The organism is Haladaptatus salinisoli, assembly GCF_020614375.1.
Lineage (GTDB): Archaea > Halobacteriota > Halobacteria > Halobacteriales > Haladaptataceae > Haladaptatus > Haladaptatus salinisoli.
Map to the genome: position 1 here is coordinate 2,489,833 of NZ_CP085327.1, position 17,273 is coordinate 2,507,105.

Annotated in this window: 20 protein-coding genes; 14 read left to right on the plus strand and 6 right to left on the minus strand. The window is 65.6% G+C overall.

The features are described 5' to 3' along the window. Window position 1: 1 nt before the first annotated feature. From LIX00_RS13630 to secY, 5 genes are read left to right on the plus strand one after another with little or no spacing between them, the layout of a single operon-like run. The gene (locus LIX00_RS13630; RefSeq protein WP_227353733.1) at window positions 2–556 is read left to right on the plus strand and encodes a 50S ribosomal protein L18; all 555 of its coding nucleotides are present in this window, start codon (window positions 2–4) and stop codon (window positions 554–556) included. A 1-nt stretch (window position 557) separates the two neighbouring features. Further along, window positions 558–1,202 carry a 30S ribosomal protein S5 gene (locus LIX00_RS13635; RefSeq protein ID WP_227353734.1) on the plus strand — a complete coding sequence of 215 codons (645 nt, stop codon included), beginning with the start codon at window positions 558–560 and terminating at the stop codon, window positions 1,200–1,202. Further along, the gene (gene rpmD / locus LIX00_RS13640) at window positions 1,202–1,666 is read left to right on the plus strand and encodes a 50S ribosomal protein L30 (RefSeq protein ID WP_227353735.1); all 465 of its coding nucleotides are present in this window, start codon (window positions 1,202–1,204) and stop codon (window positions 1,664–1,666) included. The genes LIX00_RS13635 and rpmD overlap by 1 nt, the downstream gene beginning before the upstream one ends. Before the next feature lie 2 nt (window positions 1,667–1,668). Then, complete coding sequence (locus tag LIX00_RS13645; protein WP_227353736.1) at window positions 1,669–2,160, plus strand: uL15m family ribosomal protein; 492 nt, start codon at window positions 1,669–1,671, stop codon at window positions 2,158–2,160. Between the two features lie 3 nt (window positions 2,161–2,163). Further along, window positions 2,164–3,642 carry a preprotein translocase subunit SecY gene (gene secY, locus LIX00_RS13650; RefSeq protein WP_227353737.1) on the plus strand — a complete coding sequence of 493 codons (1,479 nt, stop codon included), beginning with the start codon at window positions 2,164–2,166 and terminating at the stop codon, window positions 3,640–3,642. 334 nt (window positions 3,643–3,976) lie between these two features. Here secY and LIX00_RS13655 read toward each other — a convergent pair whose 3' ends face one another. Further along, the gene (locus LIX00_RS13655; RefSeq protein ID WP_227353738.1) at window positions 3,977–4,915 is read right to left on the minus strand and encodes a DNA-methyltransferase; all 939 of its coding nucleotides are present in this window, start codon (window positions 4,913–4,915) and stop codon (window positions 3,977–3,979) included. A 195-nt stretch (window positions 4,916–5,110) separates the two neighbouring features. On the opposite strand from LIX00_RS13655, the gene LIX00_RS13660 reads away from it, so the two are divergent. Further along, window positions 5,111–5,416 carry a helix-turn-helix domain-containing protein gene (locus LIX00_RS13660; protein ID WP_227353739.1) on the plus strand — a complete coding sequence of 102 codons (306 nt, stop codon included), beginning with the start codon at window positions 5,111–5,113 and terminating at the stop codon, window positions 5,414–5,416. A 335-nt stretch (window positions 5,417–5,751) separates the two neighbouring features. On the opposite strand, the gene LIX00_RS13665 is transcribed toward LIX00_RS13660, so the two are convergent. Beyond that, window positions 5,752–6,444 (minus strand): hypothetical protein, encoded by a 693-nt coding sequence (locus LIX00_RS13665; RefSeq protein WP_227353740.1) that lies wholly within the window; start codon window positions 6,442–6,444, stop codon window positions 5,752–5,754. 120 nt (window positions 6,445–6,564) lie between these two features. Here LIX00_RS13665 and LIX00_RS13670 point away from each other — a divergent pair, with 120 nt between their 5' ends. Further along, window positions 6,565–7,572 (plus strand): AI-2E family transporter, encoded by a 1,008-nt coding sequence (locus LIX00_RS13670; RefSeq protein WP_227353741.1) that lies wholly within the window; start codon window positions 6,565–6,567, stop codon window positions 7,570–7,572. 12 nt (window positions 7,573–7,584) lie between these two features. On the opposite strand, the gene LIX00_RS13675 is transcribed toward LIX00_RS13670, so the two are convergent. Further along, complete coding sequence (locus LIX00_RS13675) at window positions 7,585–8,628, minus strand: right-handed parallel beta-helix repeat-containing protein (RefSeq protein WP_227353742.1); 1,044 nt, start codon at window positions 8,626–8,628, stop codon at window positions 7,585–7,587. Between the two features lie 71 nt (window positions 8,629–8,699). Then, window positions 8,700–9,404, minus strand: coding sequence for a 5-formyltetrahydrofolate cyclo-ligase (locus LIX00_RS13680; RefSeq protein WP_227353743.1), 705 nt, complete (start codon window positions 9,402–9,404; stop codon window positions 8,700–8,702). A 163-nt stretch (window positions 9,405–9,567) separates the two neighbouring features. Here LIX00_RS13680 and LIX00_RS13685 point away from each other — a divergent pair, with 163 nt between their 5' ends. Genes LIX00_RS13685 through LIX00_RS13695 form a run of 3 tightly spaced genes read left to right on the plus strand, consistent with a single transcriptional unit; the run spans window position 9,568 to window position 11,058 of the window. Beyond that, window positions 9,568–9,849: a GYD domain-containing protein gene (locus LIX00_RS13685; RefSeq protein WP_227353744.1), complete on the plus strand. Its 282-nt coding sequence runs from the start codon at window positions 9,568–9,570 to the stop codon at window positions 9,847–9,849. A 52-nt stretch (window positions 9,850–9,901) separates the two neighbouring features. After that, a complete protein-coding gene (locus LIX00_RS13690; protein ID WP_227353745.1) occupies window positions 9,902–10,861 on the plus strand; it encodes an mRNA 3'-end processing factor in 960 nt (319 codons plus the stop codon). Then, window positions 10,858–11,058, plus strand: a complete 201-nt coding sequence (locus LIX00_RS13695) for a hypothetical protein (protein ID WP_227353746.1) — start codon at window positions 10,858–10,860, stop codon at window positions 11,056–11,058. The genes LIX00_RS13690 and LIX00_RS13695 overlap by 4 nt, the downstream gene beginning before the upstream one ends. Before the next feature lie 614 nt (window positions 11,059–11,672). Here the strand turns inward: LIX00_RS13695 and LIX00_RS13700 are convergent. Both LIX00_RS13700 and LIX00_RS13705 read right to left on the minus strand, forming a co-directional pair. Continuing rightward, entirely contained in the window at window positions 11,673–12,638 is a 966-nt protein-coding gene (locus tag LIX00_RS13700) for a succinylglutamate desuccinylase/aspartoacylase family protein (protein WP_227353747.1), read from the minus strand. Window positions 12,639–12,768: 130 nt separating this feature from the next. Next, complete coding sequence (locus tag LIX00_RS13705) at window positions 12,769–13,266, minus strand: cupin domain-containing protein (protein ID WP_368410695.1); 498 nt, start codon at window positions 13,264–13,266, stop codon at window positions 12,769–12,771. Window positions 13,267–13,433: 167 nt separating this feature from the next. On the opposite strand from LIX00_RS13705, the gene LIX00_RS13710 reads away from it, so the two are divergent. The 4 genes from LIX00_RS13710 (at window position 13,434) to LIX00_RS13725 (ending at window position 17,263) form a co-directional block, all read left to right on the plus strand. Then, complete coding sequence (locus LIX00_RS13710; protein ID WP_227353748.1) at window positions 13,434–13,718, plus strand: HalOD1 output domain-containing protein; 285 nt, start codon at window positions 13,434–13,436, stop codon at window positions 13,716–13,718. Between the two features lie 81 nt (window positions 13,719–13,799). After that, window positions 13,800–14,207, plus strand: coding sequence for a hypothetical protein (locus LIX00_RS13715; RefSeq protein WP_227353749.1), 408 nt, complete (start codon window positions 13,800–13,802; stop codon window positions 14,205–14,207). Window positions 14,208–14,342: 135 nt separating this feature from the next. Continuing rightward, complete coding sequence (gene trkA, locus LIX00_RS13720; protein ID WP_227353750.1) at window positions 14,343–15,683, plus strand: Trk system potassium transporter TrkA; 1,341 nt, start codon at window positions 14,343–14,345, stop codon at window positions 15,681–15,683. Further along, entirely contained in the window at window positions 15,680–17,263 is a 1,584-nt protein-coding gene (locus tag LIX00_RS13725; protein ID WP_227353751.1) for a TrkH family potassium uptake protein, read from the plus strand. Before trkA ends, LIX00_RS13725 begins: the two co-directional genes overlap by 4 nt. Window positions 17,264–17,273 lie beyond the last annotated feature (10 nt).

Genomic DNA, 17,273 nt, shown 5'->3' on the forward strand with positions numbered 1-17,273 from the left:
AATGGCAACTGGACCACGATACAAGGTGCCGATGCGCCGCCGCCGAGAGGTCCGGACTGACTACCATCAGAGGTTGCGCCTGCTGAAATCAGGCAAGCCGCGTCTGGTCGCTCGCAAGAGCAATCAGCACGTCAGGGCGCAGCTGGTCACGATGGGTCCCGACGGCGATAACACGGTTGCGAGCGCCTTCTCCGGCGACCTGGCGGAGTACGGCTGGGAGGCCCCGACGGGCAACCTCCCCAGCGCGTACCTCACCGGGTACCTGCTCGGTAAGCGCGCGCTCGAAGCCGACTACGACGAGGCGGTGCTCGACATCGGCCTCAACACGGCGACACCCGGCAGCAAAGCGTTCGCAGTACAGGAAGGAGCGATAGACGCCGGCCTCGATATCCCCCACAACGAGAGCGTGATGGCGGACTGGTCGCGCAACCGCGGCGAGCACATCGCCGAGTACGCGGAACAGCGCGACGAACCGCTGTACGGCGGGGATTTCGACGCCACCGAACTACCCGAGCACTTCGACGAAGTGCTCTCGAACCTCCAGGAGGACGAATAACATGAGCAATTCCAACGGCTGGCAACCCCAGACCCGTCTCGGCCGCAAGGTCGTCGAAGGCGACATCGAGACGATGGAGGAGGCGCTGAACTCCGGGCTCCCGCTGAAGGAGCCGGAACTCGTCGATCAGCTCCTCCCCGGCCTCGAAGACGAAGTGCTGGACATCAACATGGTCCAGCGCATGACCGACTCCGGTCGGCGGGTGAAGTTCCGCTGCGTCTGCGCCATCGGCAACCGCGACGGTTTCGTCGGCTACGCCGAAGGCCGAGACGACCAGGTCGGCGGTGCCATCCAGAAGGCTATCGAGATAGCGAAGCTGAACATCATCGACGTACCCCGCGGCGCGGGGTCGTGGGAGGACCGCAGCGACCGACCGCACTCGCTCACCCACCGGACGACCGGGAAGGCGGGCAGCGTCGAGGTCGAACTCATCCCGGCGCCCGCCGGACTGGGTCTCGCCGCGACCGACACCGTTCGAAAGATACTCGAACTCGCGGGCGTCGAGAACGCGTGGACGAAGAGCCACGGTAACACGCGGACGACGCTCAACCTCGCCAAGGCGACGTACAACGCGCTGGAGAACGCGTCGCAGGCGCGGGGGCCGCGCGCTCGCCCCGACGAGGAACCGCCGGAGGTGGCCGACTGATGAAGGCAGTCGTCCAGCTTCGCGGCGAGGTCAACATGCACCAGGGCGTTCGGGACACCCTCGGGATGCTCAACATCCACAGGGTGAACCACTGCGCGCTGGTCCCGGAGACGGAGACCTACCGCGGCATGATAACCAAGGTCAACGACTTCGTCGCCCACGGCGAACCCGACCGGGAGGTTCTGGAGACGCTCCTCTCGAAGCGCGCCGAACCGCTCGAAGGCTCGGACGACGTGGACGACGAGTGGGTAGCAGAGAACACCGATTACTCCGACATCGCCGACCTCGCAGGGGCGCTGCTCGACGAGGAGACGACGCTCCGCGAGCAGGGGCTCACCCCCGTCCTCCGACTCCACCCGCCGCGCGGCGGCCACGAGGGCATCAAGCACCCCACGAAAGAGGGCGGCCAACTCGGAAAACACACGACAGAGGAGATAAACAAGCTCCTCAAGTCGATGCGATAACCATGACGAACAAGAAACGACGCCAACGCGGCTCGCGCACGCACGGCGGCGGGACGCACAAGAACCGCCGCGGTGCCGGTAACCGCGGCGGACGCGGACGCGCAGGCCGCGCGAAACACGAGTTCCACAACTACGAACCGCTCGGAAAGCACGGGTTCTCCCGACCCGAAGACGCGAAGGAGACGGTGAGCACCGTCTCCGTGCAGAAGCTCGACGAAGACGCCCCGCTGTTCGCGGCGGACGGCGTCGCCGAGGAGACCGACGGCGGCTACCGAATCGACGCCCGCGACGTCGTCGACGACGGCTGGGACGCCGACGCAGTTAAGGTGCTCGGCGGCGGTCAAGTTCGCAACAGCCTCGAAGTCACCGCGGACGCCTTCTCGGCGAGCGCGGTCGAACTCATCGAGGAAGCGGACGGCGACGCCGTCCTGAGCGAGCGGGCCGAGGCCGAAGACGCCGAACCCGCCGAATCAGAGGAAGAACCAGAGGACTAACGCATGGGATGGAAGGAGGCCGCTGAACCAGTCCTGACGCGAATGCCGGCCGTCCAGCGCCCCGAGGGGCACGTCCCCTTCAAGCGCAAGCTAGGGTGGACGGCGGGCGTCCTCGTGCTGTATTTCTTCTTGACGAACGTCACCCTGTACGGGGTTGACACGAGCACCGACCTCTTCGGTCAGTTCCGCTCGCTGCTCGCCGGTCAGCAGGGTTCGGTCTTGCACCTCGGCATCGGTCCCATCGTCACCGCGAGCATCGTTCTTCAACTGCTCGGCGGCGCTGACCTGCTGGGGCTGGACACCGACGACCCGCGCGACCAGGTGCTCTATCAGGGCCTCCAGAAGCTGTTGGTCATCGTGATGATCTGCCTGACGGGCCTGCCGATGGTGTTCGTCGGCGGGTTCTTCAAACCGGAGGGTGCGCTCGTCCAGAGCCTCGGCTCCGCGATGGCCGTCAAGTGGCTCATCTTCGGCCAGATATTCGTCGGCGCCGCCCTCGTCCTGTTCATGGACGAAATCGTGAGCAAGTGGGGCGTCGGCAGCGGTATCGGGCTGTTCATCGTCGCCGGCGTCAGCCAGCAGCTCATCGGCGGCCTGTTCTCGCCCCCGGGACTCGGCAACCAGACGGGGTTCGTCCCGTTCTGGATCTCCGTGCTCATCGGGAACGCGCAGGGCGTCCCGTCGCTGTTGACCGGAGAGGGCGTTCGGATGGTACTGCTCGGAACGAACACCGGAACCGGCCTCATCGCGCTCGCCACGACGCTGTTGATCTTCGGCATCGTCGTGTACGCGGAGAGCGTGCGCGTCGAGATTCCGCTCAGTCACGCGCGAGTGAAGGGCGCTCGCGGTCGCTTCCCAGTGAAGCTCATCTACGCGAGCGTTCTGCCGATGATCCTCGTCCGCGCCCTGCAAGCGAACATCCAGTTCATCGGGCGCATCCTGTACGGCCAACTCGGGAACAGCATGCCCGCGTGGCTCGGCACCTACAGCAACGGACAGGCCACGGGCGGGCTGTTCTACTACTTCGCACCCATCCAGTCGACGACCGACTGGATGTGGTGGACCGCCGGTTCCGCCGCCGCCCAAGAGCCGTGGCAGGTGTTGCTCCGCGTCGCCATCGACCTGACGTTCATGGTCATCGGCGGCGCCATCTTCGCCATCTTCTGGGTCGAGACGACGGACATGGGTCCGGAGGCGACGGCGAAGCAGATTCAGAACTCCGGGATGCAGATCCCCGGATTCCGTCAGAACACGGGCGTCATCGAGAAGGTGATGGAGCGGTACATCCCGCAGGTCACCGTCATCGGCGGCGCGCTGGTCGGCCTGCTCGCCGTCATGGCGAACATGCTCGGCACCATCGGCGGCGTCTCCGGAACGGGACTGCTGCTGACGGTCTCCATCACCTACAAGCTCTACGAGGAGATCGCCGAAGAGCAGTTGATGGAGATGCACCCGATGATGCGCGAGATGTTCGGCGGCTGACGTAGGATTTCTCCACTTTTTTGTCTCGACAATCAGAGAGTCGACCAGCCGCTGCGATAACGGATACCGCCCGTCGAACGTCGGGACGGCGAACGCCGAACCCTTCGCGATGCGCGGGCGAGACGTTCGCCGGGTGCGCTAACCGGCTCTGCGCGCTTCACTCGGTGACCGTCGACCGCTCGTAGAGTTCGTTTCGGGTCCCGTAGCGGTCGTGGAGACGCTCCGTCACCATCCCCGACGTTCGCGGCGGGTTTGCCGTCTCAGAGGAAGCTCCGGACGGGAATTCGCAACGTCTGACCGGAATCGGGGGACGCTACTTTACGGCGAAAAAGCGTCAGTAGCTCGTAAGACGGGACTGATTAAGCCGGCTCCGCGCGACTTCGCAGTACTCTTCCTCGACCTCGAACCCGACGTAGTTACGGCTCAGATTATTCGCCGCAACCAACGTCGAACCGCTTCCGGCGAACGGGTCGAGAACGGTCATCCCCTCGTTACTGCTGGCCGTAACGAGGCGTTCCATCAGCGCGAGCGGTTTCTGCGTCGGGTGGTCCCTCTCTTCCCCGTAGAAGTCGATATCGTCCCAGACGTTCGTCAGCCCCATCTCGGTGTTGAACGTGTGCCGGACGTCCTCGTGGGGGACGTCGAAACCGAAAATCTCCTGCAGGATTTCCCACTTGTCCTTCGGCGGGACCTTCCCCATGACGTTGTCACCAGCGTAAATGGACCAGAGGCCGCCGCCGCCGGTCTCCGCCCCGAGTCGCTCGTTGATATCGTGCGAACTCAGACCCTCGTTCTCGTTCATCAGATTGAGGACCCTCTTTACAATCGGCCGCGCGTCGTACACCGAGAAGAGAATCATCTCCGTCGTGTTGGGGAACAGCCGATAATCCTTCGTCGCGCGTCCGCTGACGGCCTGCATCCCCTTATCGACGACGAGCTGCTGTCGAACGTTGAAGTCGTTCTCCTCGATATCGGGGACGACGTGGGCTAACGTGCGGAAGTATCCGAACAGGTAGAACGACCCGCTGATTTTCGACACGCGAGAGATCTGTTCGATCCACTCCCGACACCAGTCGACGTACTCGTCCTTGGTCCGCCACTCGTAGTCCCACGACTGATTGATGGTTTTGTAGTACGGCGGATCCGCGACGACCAAGTCGATGCAGTTGTCGGGGAGTTCCTTCAGGCCCTCGATGCAGTCTTCGTTGTGTACGCGATTTAAAAGAGAGTTCGGCACCTCGTTCGTCTCGATCAGCGAAACCGGGTCTTCCATTAGTGGACGTTCTATCGCTCACGCATGATTTACTTCACTGTTTAGCCTCTGCTCGTCCCTTCGCCGAGTATCGTTCGACGCTCGTCTTCGCATCGCCCATCTACAGTAAAATCCCGGGAATCATATATTTTTCTAACATCAACATGGGATGCATAAATAAGTATTTAAATCTGGTCTCCACAGACTCTAACTGCGATGATGCTTACGTCCCCCACGGATTTTGACATCCTCGACGCCCTCTCCGACGGCAAACGGAACAACGCCGTCAACCTCGCCCACGTCCTCGACAAGAATCGAGCGTACATCAACACGAGGCTACCGATTCTCACCGATTACGGTCTCCTCGAACGCGTCGGTCCGGCTTCGAACAGCGGTCTGTACGTCATAACCGACAAGGGTCGGGTCGTCGCTGAACATCGGTCGGACTACCGGTCCGCGGATGTGGACTTCGACGCATTGGTCAGACGGGAGCTTCGAGGAGACGAAGAGCGCCCCGACTGAGACGGCATCTCTCTCCTCGGTTCTGCTTCCGTAGGACATCGTCCTGACTGCAAACGTCTTGTGTGGGTATTACAACACCAATAACAGACGAAGGTGGCATATGATCTCATCGGGGCCGTTCCTCGAAAAACTCGTTACTCCTACCAGAGGTGCTCAATAACCGTCTGAACGGTATGTGGTGATATGCAGAGATTGAGCGCATCGGCTGAGAAATAACCGCGCGACTCTTCACTTCGAGAACATCTTCCGAAGGCTCATCGGCGTCGAACTGTAGAGCGACATCGAAGCGCCACTCAAGTATCGAAGCCGAACAGGTCGAGAAAACGGATAGTGGGTTACAACTGTCCCCGACCGGACTGCTGGCCCATCTGCGACTGTTGACTCGTCGACTGCTGTCCTCCCATCTGTTGGCCCATCGACTGCTGGCCGCCCTGCCAGCCGATGGAATCGAGCATCTGGGTCGTCGAGTTGACGGCTCGTTGCAGGTCGGAGACGACCGGCGTGAGCATCGGCTGCTGTTGGGCGGCCTGCTGAAGCTGCTGGATGTCGTCCTGCGCCACTTCGACGAACGTCTGGGCCAGGTACGGACCGTGGCGGGAATCCCGGACGATGAGCTTCTCGTTCAACTCCGCTATCTCGGCGAGGTCTTCGAGCGCCCGCGGAATCTCCGTCTCGCCCGGTATCTGCCCGTGAATCTGCTCGGCCGCCCACTCGCACGACTTCTTCAGGCGGCTGAAGTCGTGGAGCGCCGTCCGCATGTCGTTCGGGAGCATCTCGTCGTACGCGAGTATCTGTTGCTGACCGGACTGCTGCCCCGTCGACTGTCCGCCCATCGACTCCTGCATCGACCGTTGGCCCATTTGCTGACCGCCGCCCTGCTGTCCGCCCATCTGCTGTCCGCCCATCTGCTGACCGCCCATCTGCTGACCGCCCGCCTGATGGCCGAACTGTCGGCCCTGCGACTCGCCCGTCCGTTGGTGGTGACCGTGCTGTTGGTACTGTTGCGGTTGTTGGTACTGTCGTGCCATTGTGTAACCCCCACCGACCAGATTACGGTGAGTTCCATAGGTGTGGTGGCCTCCCGATTTCAGGGTCGAATTTAGGCGAAGACGCGTCGATTTATACGCGCCCGTACCGTCGTCTCACCTATGAACCGGGAACGGGGCTTCTTGGTGTTCCTGATCGCCGTCTTCGGCCTGTTGGCTGCCCTGCTCGTCAGACCGTTTCTCCAGTACGTGTTGGCGGCGATCCTGCTGGGATACATCCTCCACCCGCTCCAGCGACGACTCGCTCCCCGCGTCGGCTCGCGCGTCTCCGCGCTCTCGCTCGTGGTGGTGGCCACTCTCGTCGTGTTCATCCCGGTCGTCAGCCTCCTCACCATGGCCGTCCAGCAGGCCATCTCCCTCCTCCGAGCCGTCGCCCGGGGGGACTCCCGACTGCTGGAACTGTTCTCCCTCGTCGAGCGGTACACCGGCGTCTCCATCGAGGGGCGAAGTTTGCGCGAGTTCATCCCGACCAACCTCACGTCGGGGCTGCTGGAGAACGCCCTGACCGTGTTCGGGAGCATCTCCGACGCGCTCCTCGGCGTCACGGTGCTGGCGTTTCTCCTCTACTACCTCCTCGTGGACGGGGCGGCGTTCGTCCGCTGGCTTCGACGCATCACCCCGCTCGCGGAGGGCGTGCAGGACGAACTGTACGCCGAGATGGACCGGGTGATGTGGGGCGTGCTCGTCGGCAACGTGTTGGTCGCCCTCGTGCAGGGCGTGCTGACCGGCATCGGCCTCTTCGTCGCGGGCGTTCCGGGCGTGGTGTTCTGGACTGTCGTGACGATCCTCCTCTCGTTGCTTCCGATAATCGGCGCCTCCGTCGTCTGGCTCCCGGCATCGGTGTACTTGCTCGTCGCCGACCGCCCGGTCGCGGCGGCGTTCCTGTTCGCCTACGGCACGCTGGTCATCAGCCTCTCGGACAACTACCTCCGCCCCGTCGTCAGCGGTCACGAGGCGCGATTGAATCCGGGGCTGCTCGTCGTCGGCATCTTCGGCGGCGTCTACGCGTTCGGAATCATGGGGCTGTTCTTCGGTCCCGTCGTCCTCGGAATCCTCCGGGCGCTCCTGACCGTGTACGCCCGCGAACATCCGACCGAGCCGTCGACGTGAGGGCGTGCCCCGTCACCGAACGCGGGTCGTCCGTCGGCCGAGCGAGTTGTTTTCGAGGACGTTTCCCGACGACGACTGCGACACGACGATATCCCGCCGGTTCTCCGCGCCGCGGTTGCCGACGACGCGGTTCTCGTCGCTCGATATGAGCAGGATGCCCGCGTCGCTGCTGCCGACGATCCGGTTGCGGAGGACGGCGTTTCGGTCGCTCGACCGCAGGCGGACGCCGACGGCGTTCTCGCGCGCGACGTTCTCCGCTATCGTGTTGTTCCGCGCGCCGTCGGCGAGGTAGACGCCGTAGAAGCGGTTCGAGACTCGGTTGTCCCGTACCCGGTTGTCGTCGGCACCGGAGAGCCAGATTCCCGCGATTCGGTTCCCGGTCGCCTCGCCGCCGCGCACCACGTTCCCGTTCGCGCCGAACAGGGCGACGCCGAACTGGTTGCCCCGGGCGACGGTGCCGACGACCCGGTTCCCGCTGGCTTCGACCAGTTGGACGCCGACCAAGGCGTTCTCGGTCGCCGTGGTGTTTCGAAGGGTGTTGTTCTCGCTCGCCCCGACGAGGAAGACGCCCGCCACCGCGTTCGACCGGGCGACGTTGTCCGCGACCGTCCCCCCGCGAACCGACACGAGCGAGAGGCCGACGCGGTTGCGCGTCGTCGTCGTGTTCCGAACCGTCGCGTTTCGGACGCCCGCGAACCGAATTCCGTCGTCCCAGTCGCTCGCCGCGACGTTCCGTACGGTGACGTTCGAGCCGCCAGTGACGAGCACGCCCGCGGAGCCGAACGCGCCGACGCCGTCGATTCGGTGCCCTCGACCGTCGAGTACCACGTCGTTCGCCGTGATGCGAACGCAGCGACTCACCGTCGTGTTCGTCACGTCGTCCGTGAGCGCGTAGCGACCGGGGCTGGAAATCTCCCGGCACGAATCGACCGTCGTTTGGCTCGCCGCGACGCCGGGGTTCGTCCCGGCTTTCGGGGTCGCCTCCGAGACGAACGCGCTCGTTCCTCCCGCGAACGTGACCGCCACCGCGAACAGTACCGCGAGTACAGTACGCATGATTCGCGTTCACGCTCCCCGCTGTTCGTTATTCGCTCGCCGAAAGCGAGCAACCGCCCGTTTCCGCTCGGTTACGGTCGCAACCGACGGAGAACGGGGATTTCGGCGACCTTCTCGTCCGGTAAGTCGTCCCATCGAATCCCTGACGGCCGGGCGAACTCGGTGTCCGTCCGAACGACGCGCTCCGGCGTCACGACGATGTCCATCGGCACGTCGTGCGCCTCGACCCGAACGTCGTCGTCCACGACCTGCAACTCGTGGACCGTGGTGACGACGGTCGTCGAGTCGTCCACCCCGCCGAGTTCCCGGAGGACGGCGTACTCGAGGTCGCTGTACCCTTCTCCCTTCCCGACCCGCGCACCGTCTTCCGTGACCGCGACGCTCCCGGAGACGACGAGATCGACGCGAGGCACCTCGTCCGGACCGACGGGGTCGGCGTGCTCGTCCATCTTCGAGACCGTGGCGGCGGCGTCGGTGTCGGCGATCTCCGCCGGGTCGAGTTTCGCGAAGGGCTTCTCGTCCCCGAGTCGCGGTCGGGCCATGTAGACGACCTTCCCCTCGCGGAGCGCGCGCCGCCGCACCGGCAACTGGGGCGCGTCCGGGTTGGCCTTCACCGCGTCGGCGTCGCTCCACTCCGGCAAGTCGGCGAGTCGCTCCGCCGACTCCGAAGCGCCCGCGAAGTTCGGGATTCGACCGTGAGGCGGGAACGGAAACCGGGCGACGCCCTCGTCTTCCAATCGCGTCCAGATTCGCTCGCGGAGGTCGTCTTTGTCCATACCGGCAGTGGTGCGCCGTCGAACAAAAAGCGCGGGTGTCGTCTCGGCCCCGTTTCGCCGTCCGTATCGGATCCGGACGTTTTCGCACGCCCGGAGCGGCGACGGAGCGACGCTCCTCGGCGTCGCCACAACGACTTTGCCGCTCCTTCCCGTCCTGCGCGTGATGGCCAAGTACGTCTCTCTCATCAAACTCCGCGGGCCGGTGCAGAACGTCCAGAAGATGGCGGCGGTGTGGGGCGACCTCGACATCGACGTTCGGGAGTACGGCGCCGAACTCGAACAGAGCTACGCGATACTCGGCGAGTACGACTTCATGGTCGTCATGGACGCGCCCGACCGGGACACCGCCTTCCGCGCCTCGCTCGCCATCGAGAACCAGGGGTTCGACTCCCAGACGATGGAGATAATCCCCGTCGAGGAGTTCGCGGAACTCGTGGAGGACTGACCCGCGAACCGCCCGGCGGAAGCCTCAACTCCGTTCCGCACCAAGGCCGACCGTGATTCGACTGCGGGACGGAGTCCACATCGACGCCGGCCGGACCGTCGTCGCCGACGCGCGGAGCGCGGTCGGCGACGTGAACTTCGTGAGCCACGCCCACGCCGACCACACCTTTCGGACGACGCCGAGGACGGTGCTCTGTTCCGCCGAGACCGCGGCGCTCGTGCGGGCGCGGACGGGCGCGAAGTTCGAGTCCACCGAGTCGGTGCCCGGCATCGACCTCCTGCCCGCGGGCCACGTCGTCGGGTCGCGGGCCGCGCTGATAGACGCCGACCGGCGGTACCTCTACACCGGCGACTTCTCGACGCGGGACCGCCTCTTCCTCGACGGATTCTCCCCCGTCCCCGCCGACGTGCTGGTGATGGAGACGACCTACGGCGACCCCCGGTACCGCTTCCCGCCGCAGGCCGAATTGGAGGCCGAAATCTGCGACTGGCTGGCCGACCGCGACGACCCGCTCTTCCTGTTCGGCTACTCGCTCGGCCGCGCGCAGAAACTCCAGCACCTCGCCCGCCGGGCGACGAACCGACCGGTCGTCGTCGCCGATTCGATTCGGGAGGTGAACGAGGCCATCGAGGCGGTGAGTGACGTCTCGTTCGACGCGGAACCGTTCGAGGCCGACGCGCTCTCGGGCGACGAGATCGTCGTCCTCCCCTCCAATCTCGCGCGCCGGGAGTGGGTGACCGACCTCGTCTCCCGCGTCGGCGGCGTGAAGGTCGGCTTCTCCGGGTGGGCGGTCACCGACTCTTACCGCTACCGCGGCGGCTACGACGCGACGTTCCCGCTCTCCGACCACTGCGACTTCGACGAACTCGTCTCGGTGGTCGAGGCGGTGAACCCCGACACCGTCTACACCCACCACGGGTTCGCCGAGGAGTTCGCCGCGCACCTCCAGAAATCGGGGTACGACGCCCGACCCCTGAAACGGGACCAGACGTCGCTCTCGGAGTTCGCGTGACGGGCGGTCGTTCGGCCAGCGAACGAAGCACCGGGAAGCGGTACGGCGACCGGGCGCGGGAAGACTCGACCGCTTCGAGCGCCGAGTTCGCGCTCCGAGTACGCGCGGCGCGACGGTACCGTTGCGGTGCGTTCCCGCCGAAAGGGACGAAACCGTCCGAGTACCTCGAACGTAGCGACCGGGAAATCGGCTCTTAATCCCCGGCAGGCGGTCGATAACAAAGCCCCCATCCGGCGTTTCGCCGTGTCGTGTTCGGTCTTCGCCGCCTGCTCGCTCGCGGGCTCGTCGTCGCGCTCGTCGCCAGCGTCTGTCTCGTCACGATGACGGGCGTCTGGCCGCCGGCCTACACCGTCATCAGCGGGAGCATGGCCCCGAACGTCGAACGCGCGGACGTGGTCGTCGTGATGGACGAACACCGCGTCACGCCGCCGGGAAGCCGCGCGGGCGTCGTCTCCGCGCAGGTCGCGCGCGAGCGAGGCTACCGGTCGCTCGGCGGGTCGGGCGACGTGCTCGTCTTCCAACCGAACGGCGACGAGTCCGCGATTCCCATCCTCCACCGCGCGCGGTTCTGGGTCGAGGCGGGCGAGAACTGGTACGACGAGGCCGACCCCGCCTACGTCGGCAGGGCGGACGACTGCGCGGAACTCGACAACTGCCCCGCCCCGCACGCCGGATTCATCACGAAAGGCGACGCGAACGATTACTACGACCAGGCGGCCGGACTGTCGCGGCCGGTTCGCCCGGCGTGGATAATCGGCGTCGCCGTCGTCCGCATCCCCGACCTCGGAACCGTCTCCGCGCGCTTCGACGATCACTCCCGGAGGAGCGCGACGCTGAGCAGCGTTCCGCCGCCGCAGACCGTCGACTCGCGGGTGAGCGCGTACAGCACGCCGTCGCGGTCGGTTTCGACCTCCTGTAGCACCTCGTACGTCGCCGGGTCGTACAGCGTCCCGACGCGGTCGCCCGCCTCGACGCGGTCGCCGAGTTCGTGCCCCGACTCGACGACGAACAGTCCCGAGTCGGTCGCGTCGACCCGGCCGAGGTGGTTGCGCGCCAGCGCGGGGTCCCCGTTGTCGACGGGGGTTTCCGCGAGCGCGCCGAGGTGACGGCAGACGTTCAACAGTCCCTCCAGTCCCGTCTCCACCGCGTCCTCGACGACTTCCTTGTTGTGCGCGAGTTCGGGGGTGATGGAGGGAATCCCCTCGCGCGTGGCGGCGACGCGGAACTTCCCGCCGAAGTTCCGCTCCTCCCACTCCGCGGAGGCGTCGTCGCCCGCCTCCTCGGAGAGCAGGAGGTCGGTGCCGAACGCCTCCGCGAGTTCGCGCGAGGCGCGGTCGCCCTCCATGAACACGACGTGGGTGAGCATGTCCGGACTGCCCGTGTGGAGGTCGACGATGGCGTCCGCGTCGCTCGCGTACTCCCAGAGGGTGGCGGCCATGCGCTCGTGGAGCGTCCCCTCGTCGTCCCCGGGCCAGACGCGGTTCATGTTCGGATTGACGCTGTCGATCCGTTCGGGCGTGGTGTAGGACACGCGGTCGAAGGTGAGCGGGTCGGCCACCGGAACCGCGACGATTCGCCCCGCGAGCGCCGCGGGGTCTATCTCCTCGTGGAACCGCCGGAGCACCTCGGTTCCGTTTATCTCGCGTCCGTGCTGGGCGGCCTGCACGTACAGCGTCGGCCCGTTTTCCTCGCCTTCGTAGGTGTGAACCGTCGTCTCGAGTGCGACACCCGAGGGAAGTCGTGCCAGCGTCACCCGCTCCGCGGTGTGCCCTGCCATGGGTGGGTGACGGTACGGAAAGGTGTTGAACGTATCGCACTGCACGTAACGACCCGATTCCGTTGAAGCATCGCCCGTCGAAGAAAGGTAATCCCCGCGACGGAGGGATATTCGCCGCGGCCGCCGAACGTCACCGCGACGCTTCTTCCTCCTCTCCGTCCCAGTAATCCACGGCGTCGTCGAGTCGATAGTAGCCGTGGAGGGTTCGGCCGTCGCGTCCGCCCGGCGGCGACCCGACGAACACGCCGAACTTCTCCGAGTCGGGGTAGACGCTCACGTCCGGTTCGTCCATCGTCGAAACGGCCAGGTAGGTGAGCGGTTCGTCGGAGTCGTTGACGACCCGATGCGCCCCGCTCTCGTCGGCGGGGAGGGCGACGTAGTCGCCTTCGGCCAGCGATAGCGTCTCCCCGGCGAGTCGCAGCGCGCCCGCGCCCGAGAGGACGAACAGCGCCTCCTCGTTCCCGGCGTGATAGTGGTACGGCCACGACCGTTTCCCCGGCGGAATCTCGTACAGACTGCACCCGAGTCGGTCGCCGCCGGCGGCGTCCCCCAACCGCTTGCGTCTGAACGACGTCTCTCCTTCCTCCGATGCGCTCCAGTCGACGGCATCCGCGTTCACTTTCGCCACGTCTGAGGTGACGAACTCGGCCACCATAACACTGCGCGAGGTTCGCGGAGTCCCGCCGCGCGCGAGACCCGTCGCGATTTCTGTCTCGACCCCGTTCGGCGCTGATCTCGGAGGGCTAACTACATACCCAGAGCGATTATGCGGACCGGCCCTGTCGATAGTGTCCTATGGTACCCACCGAGAAAAAAGAGCGCGAACACTACTACCCGGGACGCGGGCAGTCGTTGAGCACGGCGATTCTAGAGGCCATCGAGGACCAGAAAGGCGAGGACTTGACCGAAGCCGATTTTCGACTGTACGACGACATCGACCCGGACGCCCTCGATAATCTCTTTCGGAACGACGCCAACGCCGACACCACCGTCGAATTCAACACGGACGACGTGACCGTCACGCTCCGGGGCGACGGAGGAGTTGAGATTCGGGTGGTTCCCCGCGATACCGACGCTTGAGGACGTACCCCCCGTCGACCGCAGCGGGTTTCGACGAGCGCAACGAACCTTTTTACGTGATGGGGAGACCACCGTCGACCGATGTATTCGCGCGAACACTTCGTCATCGGCGCGGCGGTGTCCGGATTGCTCCTCGTCCCCCTCTCGGATCGGTTTTCCACCCCGCTGCTCGCCGTCCTGTTCACCTACGGCGTCCTGCTGAGCGTCTTCGTCGACCTGGACCACTTCGTCCTCACGCGCTTTCGAACCGGCGACTGGCACCACCTCCGCGCCTGCCTCGCCGACCCGCCCGCCGCCTTCGGCGACCAGGACTGGGTGTTCGAGGACATCGACGACATGGAACACGAGCGCATCCTCTCGCACGTCCTCCTCGGCGGTCTGCTGGTCGGCGGACTGGCGGTTCTCTCGCCGGCCGTCGCGGTCTTCACCGCCGTCGTCCTCTACTTTCACGTTCTCGCGGACCTGCTTCGGGATAACGGGTTCGCGTGAACCGAGAGCGCCGCCGAGGGAAACGGAATCTCGACCGCGTTCCCGCCTTCTGCGCCGATGCTCCCGACCGCCCTCCCTGCCGACAAAGAGAAATAATCATACCCGAGGAATGGCAAACGCCGACAGAAGAATCTCATGCGAATTATCATCGTCGGCGCAGGTGAGGTCGGGTCGTCCATCGCCGGGAGTCTCGCCGACACACACGAGGTGGTCGTCGTCGACCAGGACGGTGAGCGCGTGGACTCGCTCACCTACTCGCACGACGTGTTGGCGCTCGAAGGCGACGGCACGTCGCTCGCCACGTTGCGCGAGGCGGGCATCGAGGAGGCCGACATGATAATCGCCAGCACCGACGACGACGAGACGAACCTCGTCGTCTGCGGGACGGCGAAGACCGTGGACGACCCGTTCACCATCGCCCGGGTGAAGAAGGTGGACTACCTCGACACGTGGGAGCACACCGAGCAGGGCGCGTTCGGCGTCGATTTCATGGTCTGTACGAACCTCCTCACCGCGATGGACATCGTGCGCGTCATCGGCCTGCCCGCCGCCCGCGACGTCGACCCGTTCGCCGGTGGCGAAGTGCAGATGGCGGAGTTCGAAGTGCGAGAGGAGAGCCCCGTGGCGGACCAGACGGTTCGGCAGGCGGACAGATTCGATTCGCTCACCTTCGCGGCCATCATCCGGAACGGCGACGTCGCCATCCCGCGCGGGGAGACGGTGATTCGGGCCAACGATAAGGTCGTCGTCATCGGCAGTCCGGAGAGCGTCCAGCAGTTCGCACTCGAAGTCGCGCCCGACGAGACGCCGAGCGCGGACAAGGAACTCGTCATCATCGGCGGGAGCGAGATCGGCTTTCACACCGCCCGACTGCTCGAAACCCGCGACCTGCGCCCCAGACTCATCGAGCGAGACCACACTCGCGCTCGGGAACTCGCCGAAGACCTCCCGAAGACCGTCGTCATGGCGAGCGACGCGACCGACGCCGAGTTCCTCGCCCGCGAACACGTGGACGAGGCGGACGTGGTCGTCGCGGCCCTGGAGAACGACGAGAAGAACCTGCTCGTCTCGGTGCTCGCGAAGCAACTCGGCGCGGAACGCGCCATCGCCATCGTCGAGAACGCCGAGTACGTCTCGCTGTTCGAGACGGTCGGCATCGACGTGGCGGTCAACCCGCGCGAGGTGACCGCCGAGGAGATAACGCGCTTCACCCGCGAGGAGCGCGCCGAGAACATCGCGCTCATCGAGAACGACCGCGCCGAAGTGCTGGAGATCGAGATCGACGCCGACAGCGTCCTCGCCGACCGCCCCATCCGCGAGGGCGTCGCCGACCTCCCGTCGGGCGTCGTCATCGGCGCGATAACGCGGGACGGCGAGTTCGTCGTCCCGCGCGGCGACACGGTGGTGAAAGAGCGCGACCACGTCGTCGTGTTCGTCGACACGGACGTACTGTCGGAAGTGAGCGCCGCGCTATGAATCTCCGCGTCGAGTGGCGGGCGAGCGTGAGCCTCGTCGGAACGGTCGTCAAGTGGCTCTCGGTGCCGCTCCTCTTCCCGCTCCTCGTCGGCCTCTACTACGGCGAAGGGATCGTCACGTTCGTCGTCACCATCGGCATCGCCCTCGCCGTCGGCTGGTCGCTCGAACGCATCGACCCCGACCCCGACCTCGGCGCGCGCGAGGGCTTCCTGATGGTCGCGCTGACGTGGTTAGCGGTGTCCGTCGTCGGCGCCCTTCCGTACGTCATCGCCGGAAACGATATCCTGCTCGTCGAGGAGCTTCCCTTCCTCGTTCTCCAGTCGGGTCCGTCGACGCTCGCTCACCCCGTGAACGCGCTGTTCGAAAGCATGAGCGGGTTCACGACGACCGGGGCGACCGTGATGGGCGACATCTCGTTCGATCGGCACACCCACGCGCTGCTGATGTGGCGGCAGTTGACCCAGTGGCTCGGCGGGATGGGCATCGTCGTCCTCGCGGTCGCCATCCTCCCGGAACTGTCGGTCGGCGGCGCGCAACTGATGGACGCGGAAGCGCCGGGACCGGGCATCCAGAAGCTCACGCCGCGAATCGCGGAGACGGCGCGGGCGCTCTGGAAGGCGTACCTCGGCATCACCGCGCTGGAGATACTCCTGCTGTACGGGCTCCACCTCGCCGGTCTCGCCCCCGAGATGACGTTCTACAACGCCGTCGCCCACGGGTTCTCGACGATGGCGACCGGCGGATTCTCCCCGGAGGCTCGGAGCATCGAGGCGTTCTCGGCGGCGGTGCAGTGGCTCATCATCCCCTTCATGGTCGCGGCGGGGACGAACTTCGCGCTGTTCTGGCACGTCCTGAACGGCGAGCCGCGCCGTCTCGTCCGCGACGCGGAGTTCCGCTTCTACGTCGGCGTGCTGGCCGTCCTCTCGGCGGTTCTGACCGCGCTGGTCTACACCCACGAAGGGTTGGTCTTCGTCCCCGGCGGTCCGGCGATCGCCGGAAATTTAGAATCGTCCGTCCGTCACGCCACGTTCCAACTCGTCTCCATCGTCACGACTACCGGGTACGCGAGCATGGACTTCAACACGTGGAACAGCTCCGCCCAGTACCTCCTGCTCGCGGCGATGCTCATCGGCGGGAGCGCGGGTTCGACCGGCGGTGCCGTCAAAATCGTTCGCTGGCTGGTCATCCTGAAATCGTTCCGCCGGGAGCTGTTCACGACGGTCCACCCCGAGGCGATTCGACCCCTCCGACTCGGCGGTCGCGCGCTCGACGAACGCGCGGTTCGGGGTATCTACGCGTTCACCCTCCTCTATATCGTCATCTTCCTCGTCGGCGCGCTCCTCCTCTTTCTCGACGCCGAACGCCCGGGCGGGCCGAATCTCAACACCCTGGAAGCGTTGAGCGCGGTCGCCGCCACGCTCGGCAACGTCGGTCCGGGGTTCGAACTCGTCGGCCCGATGAACAGCTACATCCGGTTTTCGGACACGTCGAAGCTGTTCATGGTCGTGCTGATGTGGATCGGCCGCCTCGAAATCCTGCCCGTGCTGGTGCTGTTGTCGCCCGCCTACTGGCGGTCGTAGGGCACCACCG

What these genes read in the sequence shown, in the direction of transcription:
- trkA (WP_227353750.1), top strand. Translation starts at nt 14,343, where the DNA reads ATGCGAATTATCATCGTCGGCGCAGGTGAGGTCGGGTCGTCCATCGCC.
- LIX00_RS13670 (WP_227353741.1), top strand. Translation starts at nt 6,565, where the DNA reads ATGAACCGGGAACGGGGCTTCTTGGTGTTCCTGATCGCCGTCTTCGGC.
- LIX00_RS13685 (WP_227353744.1), top strand. Translation starts at nt 9,568, where the DNA reads ATGGCCAAGTACGTCTCTCTCATCAAACTCCGCGGGCCGGTGCAGAAC.
- LIX00_RS13630 (WP_227353733.1), top strand. Translation starts at nt 2, where the DNA reads ATGGCAACTGGACCACGATACAAGGTGCCGATGCGCCGCCGCCGAGAG.
- LIX00_RS13645 (WP_227353736.1), top strand. Translation starts at nt 1,669, where the DNA reads ATGACGAACAAGAAACGACGCCAACGCGGCTCGCGCACGCACGGCGGC.
- LIX00_RS13675 (WP_227353742.1), bottom strand. Translation starts at nt 8,628, where the DNA reads ATGCGTACTGTACTCGCGGTACTGTTCGCGGTGGCGGTCACGTTCGCG.
- LIX00_RS13660 (WP_227353739.1), top strand. Translation starts at nt 5,111, where the DNA reads ATGATGCTTACGTCCCCCACGGATTTTGACATCCTCGACGCCCTCTCC.
- LIX00_RS13635 (WP_227353734.1), top strand. Translation starts at nt 558, where the DNA reads ATGAGCAATTCCAACGGCTGGCAACCCCAGACCCGTCTCGGCCGCAAG.
- LIX00_RS13655 (WP_227353738.1), bottom strand. Translation starts at nt 4,915, where the DNA reads ATGGAAGACCCGGTTTCGCTGATCGAGACGAACGAGGTGCCGAACTCT.
- secY (WP_227353737.1), top strand. Translation starts at nt 2,164, where the DNA reads ATGGGATGGAAGGAGGCCGCTGAACCAGTCCTGACGCGAATGCCGGCC.
- LIX00_RS13700 (WP_227353747.1), bottom strand. Translation starts at nt 12,638, where the DNA reads ATGGCAGGGCACACCGCGGAGCGGGTGACGCTGGCACGACTTCCCTCG.
- rpmD (WP_227353735.1), top strand. Translation starts at nt 1,202, where the DNA reads ATGAAGGCAGTCGTCCAGCTTCGCGGCGAGGTCAACATGCACCAGGGC.
- LIX00_RS13715 (WP_227353749.1), top strand. Translation starts at nt 13,800, where the DNA reads ATGTATTCGCGCGAACACTTCGTCATCGGCGCGGCGGTGTCCGGATTG.
- LIX00_RS13725 (WP_227353751.1), top strand. Translation starts at nt 15,680, where the DNA reads ATGAATCTCCGCGTCGAGTGGCGGGCGAGCGTGAGCCTCGTCGGAACG.
- LIX00_RS13680 (WP_227353743.1), bottom strand. Translation starts at nt 9,404, where the DNA reads ATGGACAAAGACGACCTCCGCGAGCGAATCTGGACGCGATTGGAAGAC.
- LIX00_RS13665 (WP_227353740.1), bottom strand. Translation starts at nt 6,444, where the DNA reads ATGGCACGACAGTACCAACAACCGCAACAGTACCAACAGCACGGTCAC.
- LIX00_RS13710 (WP_227353748.1), top strand. Translation starts at nt 13,434, where the DNA reads ATGGTACCCACCGAGAAAAAAGAGCGCGAACACTACTACCCGGGACGC.